The 6,339-nt window shown below is 55.2% G+C and carries 7 protein-coding genes; 5 read left to right on the forward strand and 2 right to left on the reverse strand.

Annotation, left to right across the window (positions count from 1 at the left end; genetic code table 11):
• From Q4C79_RS12755 to Q4C79_RS12775, 5 genes are all read left to right on the forward strand, one after another.
• Window positions 1-253, forward strand: a 253-nt coding sequence (locus Q4C79_RS12755; protein ID WP_303091402.1) for a hypothetical protein, incomplete at its 5' end; no start/stop codon positions are given.
• Between the two features lie 375 nt (window positions 254-628).
• Entirely contained in the window at window positions 629-910 is a 282-nt protein-coding gene (locus tag Q4C79_RS12760; RefSeq protein ID WP_303091403.1) for a hypothetical protein, read from the forward strand.
• A complete protein-coding gene (locus tag Q4C79_RS12765) occupies window positions 907-2,397 on the forward strand; it encodes a HAMP domain-containing sensor histidine kinase (RefSeq protein WP_303091404.1) in 1,491 nt (496 codons plus the stop codon). Before Q4C79_RS12760 ends, Q4C79_RS12765 begins: the two co-directional genes overlap by 4 nt.
• Before the next feature lie 22 nt (window positions 2,398-2,419).
• Window positions 2,420-4,027, forward strand: coding sequence for an SLC13 family permease (locus tag Q4C79_RS12770; RefSeq protein WP_303091405.1), 1,608 nt, complete (start codon window positions 2,420-2,422; stop codon window positions 4,025-4,027).
• Window positions 4,028-4,066: 39 nt separating this feature from the next.
• Window positions 4,067-5,296 carry a glycerate kinase gene (locus Q4C79_RS12775; RefSeq protein WP_303091406.1) on the forward strand — a complete coding sequence of 410 codons (1,230 nt, stop codon included), beginning with the start codon at window positions 4,067-4,069 and terminating at the stop codon, window positions 5,294-5,296.
• Window positions 5,297-5,605: 309 nt separating this feature from the next.
• Here Q4C79_RS12775 and Q4C79_RS12780 read toward each other — a convergent pair whose 3' ends face one another.
• Both Q4C79_RS12780 and Q4C79_RS12785 read right to left on the reverse strand, forming a co-directional pair.
• On the reverse strand, window positions 5,606-5,887 hold the full coding sequence (locus tag Q4C79_RS12780; RefSeq protein ID WP_303091407.1) for a cyclophilin-like fold protein: 282 nt from the start codon (window positions 5,885-5,887) through the stop codon (window positions 5,606-5,608).
• Window positions 5,888-5,980: 93 nt separating this feature from the next.
• Window positions 5,981-6,339 (reverse strand): NAD(P)H-dependent oxidoreductase (locus Q4C79_RS12785; protein ID WP_303091408.1); only part of this gene is annotated, 359 nt, incomplete at its 5' end.

Here is a 6,339-nt window from a genome sequence, read left to right on the forward strand (position 1 = left end):
TGTGCTTATGAGGTGCTGTTTCGAAAAACGTTGCGCTTGGTTTGACAATTCAAGACCAAAAAAACTGCTGCAATGCAGTCGCCTACACGCTCTAAAGGTTGGCAACAAAAATGCCTGTCTGAAAAATAATTTTCAGACAGGCATTTGTTTAAAACAGCTGCCGCATTCGGCAGATCCTGCTGTCGATCCTTTTTACGACTACACAAAGATAACTATTAGGTTACGAATGGCGACAAGGCGGCAGGATATGTAAACCTTATAGAACTTATTTTTATTTTGCTTGTCGGTCATGACATATATATAGTAAAACCATATTATTTGATTTTAATCAAATAATCGTTACTTTATCAAAAAGGTGAAACTTCAATATTTTCAATAACTAACTCGTATTTTTAAAATCTAGGCCATCAGCTTTTCATGTAACCGCATCATGATCGCCTCCCTTCAACCGATTATTTTATATAAATAAACATTTCTTTGTATTTATTAAAAATTCAATTTATTTGAATGTTTTTATCGATTGTGATTTTTCACAATCAATAATTTTTACCTATGATTATTAGGATAACAAACAATATTAAAATTTGTTTACTTCACACTTTAATGACTTTTTATTGCAAGGTGCCCCATGCTATCTAGATTAATCATCATCGTATTGGTGCTGTGCGTACCGCTTGCGGTGGCCATACTGGCGCAGCAGATTACGCGCGAAGTGCCTGCGCCGGAGCTTTCTTCCGCAGTGTTGGATGTGCAATTTGATAAAAGCCGTAAGCGGCCGCTTGCCGCTGATGCAGACGGGCAGGAAGTTCCGCTCTCCTATACGCCCCGTTCGGTGAAGCATATCTATCCCGACCAAGATCCCGCCTCCGCCGCTGCAAACGCAGGCACGTCTGAAAAGGTTAAAAAATGAAACGAAACAAACTTTTGGGCTTATCTTCCACGGCGCGCTGGCGTATCGCGGGTTGGATTTTGCTGACTACGGTGCTGATGGTGCTGGTGTTGATTTTAACCGCCCGTTCGATATTTATCCGCCAAGTGCATACCGATGCCAATGCGGCGATTGTGCAGGAAGCAGAAGAATTCAACGCTTTTGCGCGCGAAGCGCTCGACCCGCAAACCCGTCGGCGGTTTACTTCGGTAACGGTGCTGATGGAAACCTATCTCGAGCGACAAACGCCTGATAAAGGCGAAGCGTTTATCGCGGTAACCCCCACCGATGTGCTGGTGGTGGACAACGCCTCGAGAGACGCGGGCGAGCGTTTGGCCGGCGACCGCGAACGCCTCAACAAGATGATTAACAACGAGAAAAGCTCGGGCGTGGAAGAAACGGCCGACGGCCAACTGCGCTGGGGCAAAAGCGTGGTGCGCGGCAGCAACGGCGAGCAAGGCGTGATGCTTTACACCCATTTCGTGCAAAACAATGTCGATGCGGTACACCGCAATATGCGCATCCTCTTTGGCATGATGTTCGGCGGCCTGTTGCTGGTGGTTTCGATTGCTTGGGTGGTGGCCGGGCAGATTTTGGCGCCGATACACCGTTTTGCCAGGCTTTCAGACGGCATCGACTCGTTTAATTTGTCCACCCGCCTGCCTGAAGAGGGCGACAACGAATTGTCGCGCCTGGCCAAAGCCATCAATAAAATGCTCGACCGCTTAAGCAGCGCGCATTTGGAACAAAACCACGTTTTGTATGAAGTGCTCGAGCAGGCGCAGGAGCAGGCGCACGATTTGCAACAGGTGAGAAAACAGCTGGCCGAGGGTTCGCCGCAGGCGGTGATGCTCGACGACTCGCTGGCAAAAATGCAGAGCCTGTCGCAAAACCTCGCCCTGCTGCTCGAAAGCGGCAGAGAAGGCTTTTTGCACGATCAGGAAACCCGCCTCGACAGTTTTGTAGAAAAACTGGCCGGCCAGCTGCGCAAGCAGTATCCCGAACATGTTTGGCAAATTGCCGAAGCCGCAGATGCCAGCGCGGTTATGGACACCAAGCACATTTTCACCGCCATGCACCATTTGGCGCGCAATGCGGCGGCACATAATGCGGGCGGCGAAGAAATCCAAATCGGCGCTTCCGTGCGCAGACCGCCCGAAGGCCAGAGCATGGCCAGCTTCTGGATGGTAAACCACGGTATGCCGTTGAGCAAAGAAGAAGCCAGAAACATTTTCGAGCCTCTTAATCCGGCGGTGCGCCGCTCCGATTTGCAAGGTCCGCAAATGGGTATCGGCCTGGCAGTGGTGAAAGCCATCGCCCACGCGCACGGCGGCTATGCTTGGGTGGAGTCGAGCATGGAGCACGGCACGGTGTTCGGCATCGACATCCCGTTGGCGCACGCGGCCGCAGCGGCCGAAGAGAAGCAGGTGCGGCAAGCCGCCACCGAAGCCATGCAGCAAGAACGGTAATTTTATTCAGGGAAACAAAAATATGAACCGTATCTCTTCTTCCGGTCACGATGCGGCCGGGAAAGTTTTCTACCGGACCCGTTCTTCGCTCAACCTGAACAATCCGCGCTATTCAGACGGCCTGGCATTGCATGATGAAGAAGCGGATGTTACGGCAAATAAAGCCAAGCGGTTTAGATTTTCAGGCAGGCATGTCTCTGCCGCCGTTGCCGCATTTGCCGTGGCGGCCTTGGTGGTGTGGTGGACGGTGTTGGCGGCCGACGATGCGGCCGCAGGCGCGTTGAATACGCAAGGTGCGGTTACCTTGTCGGTGTTTGCCGCGGCGGTGTGGTTTTGGATTTTTACCGACATCGACGACACCTATGTGGCATTGGGCGCAGCCGTGCTGCTGGTGATTATGGGAGTGTTGCCCGAAAAAATCCTGTTCGATTCGCTGGGCGACGACACCGTATGGCTGTTGCTCGGTTCGTTTGTGGTGGCGGCAGGCATCACCGCATCGGGCTTGGCCACCCGCGCCGCAGCATTCATTGTTTCGGGCGCGAAAACGCCGCGCCAATTGATGCATTTGAGCGGTGCGGCCTTGGTGGCGACCGCCTTTGCCGTGCCTTCCACTTCTGGGCGTGCGGCATTGGCCATGCCGGTTTTTCTGGCGCTGGCATCTGTGTTGCGCGAGCGCGGCAAACTGGTGTTGGCGCTGGCCTTGCTGTTTCCCTCGGTGATTCTGCTCTCCGCCGTCGGCTCTTATCTGGGCGCCGGTGCGCATCTGATTACCAGCCAGATTCTTGCCGCCAGCGGCTTTCCGGCGTTTTCGTTCACCAACTGGATGTTCTACGGTATGCCCTTGGCCGTTGTGGCCAGCGTGATTTGCGTGGAGCTGATTTTGATATTGTTTACTTCTGCCGACGACCGCAAACAGGCTCTGAAAATTTCGGTAAGCGATCTGCAAAACCACACCACCATCAGGATACGGGGCAGGTTCACGCCCGATCAGGTTAAAACCTGCTGGCTGGTGGGCGGCGTGATCCTGCTGTGGTGCACCGAATCCGCCCACGGCATCCATCCGGCCATCATCGCCCTGGCCGGCGGCCTGATGATGAGCAGCACGGGTTTGGGCGTGGTGGATTTGGGCAAAGCCCTGAAGTCGGTACCGTGGTCACTGCTGATTTTTATGGCGGCGACATTGGCGATGGGTTCGGCGCTCGTTACCAGCGGTGCGGCGGGGTGGGCGGCCGACAGTATGCTCGGCCCGATACGCGGCAGCGGCATGGGCGCGGGGGTGTGGTTTGTGGTGATTATCGTGGCCATTTCCACCGCCGCACACTTGGTTATCCAATCGCGTTCGGCGCGCTCGGCCGTGTTGATTCCGGTTGTGGTGTCGCTGGCGCCCGAAGTGGGCGTATCCGCCGTGGCGGCAGCGTTTGCCTCAACCGCCGCCGCCGGTTTCTGCCACACCATGAGCAGCTCGGCCAAACCGATGGCGCTGTATGCCAAAGTTGACGATGCGCCCACTTATTCAGGCCGCGACTTGTTGCGCCTGAGTGTTTGGCTGGCGCCCATCAGCGCGGCGCTGGTGTTGGCGTTTGCCTTCCTTATATGGCCTTTTCTTGGCATGCCTTTGTTTGTTAAATAATTTTTAATACCGATCCATTGATAACCGAAAGGAACTCAAATGACTGTTGCTGTCCCCCAACATATTTTGGTCGCTCCGGCAGGCTTTAAAGAATCGTTAGACGCCGATATGGTGGCCAAAGCCATTTCCGCAGGCGTGCGCCGCGCCATACCGGGTGCGTTTATCAAAGCCATTCCCATGCCCGACGGCGGCGAGGGCACGGCAGAAATGCTGGCCAAATCAACCGGCGGACGTTTGGTGCACAAAACCGTTACCGGCCCGGTAGGACGGCCGGTTAATTCCCATTTCGCCCTGCTCGGCGGCTCGGCCGAAGGCGTTGCCGTGGTGGAAATGGCGGCTGCCGCAGGTTTGCGCCTGGTGCCGCGCGATAGGCGCGACCCGACCCAAACCACCACCTACGGCGTGGGCGAACTGATTCTGGCTGCGCTGGAACACGATATCCACACCATTCTGATAGGTTGCGGCGACTCCGGCACCAGCGACGGCGGCTTGGGCGCATTGCAGGCATTGGGCGCACGCATTACCGATAAAGACGGCAACGAAGTCGGCCAAGGCGGGTGTTACTTGCAGCAAGTGGCCGCGTTGAATATGGACGGCCTGCCTGCGGCTATCCGCGATGGCAAAGTAAAAATGGTCATGGCCTTGAACGCCCACAATATCTTAACCGGCGAGCGCGGCGTGGCCCGCGTGTTCGGCCCGCAGAAAGGCGCAACGCCCGCACAGGTGGAGGAGTTGGAAAAAGGCTTTGAAAACTGGGCGGCCAAACTTGCCGAATACCGTTTGCCGCAGGCAGGCGCGCTGGACTTCGCCAAAGGTGCGGGAACAGGCGCTTCAGGCGGTTTGGGCGCAGGTTTGGCTGCGGTGGGCGCGCAATTGGTTTCCCGCTTCGAGGCGCTGCTGGACTCGGGTTTGGCAGGTTTCGATTTGAACGGGCTCTTGAAAAAGGCCGATTTGGTGATTACCGCCGAAGGCGCAATCGACTTCCAAACCCCGCGCGGCAAAGTGCCCGCCGAAATCGCCTGGCGCGCCGGCAATATGGGCGTGCCGGTGGTGGCTTTGGCAGGCACGTTGGGCAAAGGCGCGCAAGACGTGTACGACATCGGTATTGACGCCATCGCTTCCATCGTGCCGATTCCCATGAGTTTGGAACAGGCCATCGTCGATGGCGAACGCCTGCTGATCGAGGCCACCGAACGCATGATGCGCACGCTTCTGCTGGGCGCTTCCATCGCAGCGAGAAAAATGGATAAAGAAAACTACAATTGGTAGTTTGGCAGATAAACACATCAGGCCGTCTGAAAGGTTTTCAGACGGCCTGATGTATATTGACTTAAATTCAGAATAAGACAAGGCGCCGAGCTGAAGACAGTACGGATATCCGGGCCAAACCCGAGTATGACAAAATATAGCAGATTAACTTAACTTTCGCTACGGCGTTGCTGCGCCTTGCCGTACTACTTGTACTGTCTGCGGCTTGCTGCCTTGTATCGAAAATTAATTAAATCTGCTATAAGTGTTCGTTCAAGTTCACTTCAGATAAAAATGCCTGTCTGAAAACGTTTTCAGACAGGCATTTGCCTATTCGGCGGCAAAACGGATGTTTACCGCACCTTTGCCGACGGCTTGTTTCAAACCTTCAATATCGCGGATTTTGCCCAAGCGGGTATAGCTGTAAGCGGAATCGAAGCTCTCGTAAAACACCACGATGGTATCGCCCTGCCACAGCATCACATCGCCCGCTTCGATGCGGCCGGGGCGGTAGTCGTTGCGCGGCAGGCTGTGCGGCAGCGGTGCGTGTTTTTCGTTGCCGAGATGGTCTTGCAGGGTCAGCGTTAAGGGCAGCAGGCCGGCGGTTTTCATTGGCAGGCTCCTTAATCGGCGGCAATTGCTTTGCACACGGGCCAAAACATGCGGCATGACGCGGTTGAGGCCGTCTGAAAGCGGCAAAACCTTTCAGTCTGCCTGCGCCAATCGGTTCAGGTAGGCCAGATAATCCGTCGCGCTTTGCTCTATTACCTGCAAGGCGGCGGCGTCATAGCCGGCGTTGCTGTCGATGGTGTGGAAGGCAAACATCGGCTGATACGCCGCATTGCAATAATTCATCGCCAACTCAAACGGGCGCAGGGCTTCGGCAACGGTATGGCCGACGGCACCGTCTTTCGCATAGTCCTGCGCAGGCGCGCCGAGCGATACGGCAACGGCGGTTTTTTTGCCCGCCAAAGCCTTGCCTTTTGAGCCGTATGCCCAACCGTAGGTGAGTACGTCGTCCAGCCATTGCTTGAGCAGCGGCGGGCAGTTGAACCAATACACGG

The organism is Neisseria sp., from assembly GCF_030523955.1.
Lineage (GTDB): Bacteria > Pseudomonadota > Gammaproteobacteria > Burkholderiales > Neisseriaceae > Neisseria.

Coding starts and splice junctions, on each gene's coding strand:
- Q4C79_RS12765 (WP_303091404.1), top strand. CDS start 907: ATGAAACGAAACAAACTTTTGGGCTTATCTTCCACGGCGCGCTGGCGT.
- Q4C79_RS12780 (WP_303091407.1), bottom strand. CDS start 5,887: ATGAAAACCGCCGGCCTGCTGCCCTTAACGCTGACCCTGCAAGACCAT.
- Q4C79_RS12770 (WP_303091405.1), top strand. CDS start 2,420: ATGAACCGTATCTCTTCTTCCGGTCACGATGCGGCCGGGAAAGTTTTC.
- Q4C79_RS12775 (WP_303091406.1), top strand. CDS start 4,067: ATGACTGTTGCTGTCCCCCAACATATTTTGGTCGCTCCGGCAGGCTTT.
- Q4C79_RS12760 (WP_303091403.1), top strand. CDS start 629: ATGCTATCTAGATTAATCATCATCGTATTGGTGCTGTGCGTACCGCTT.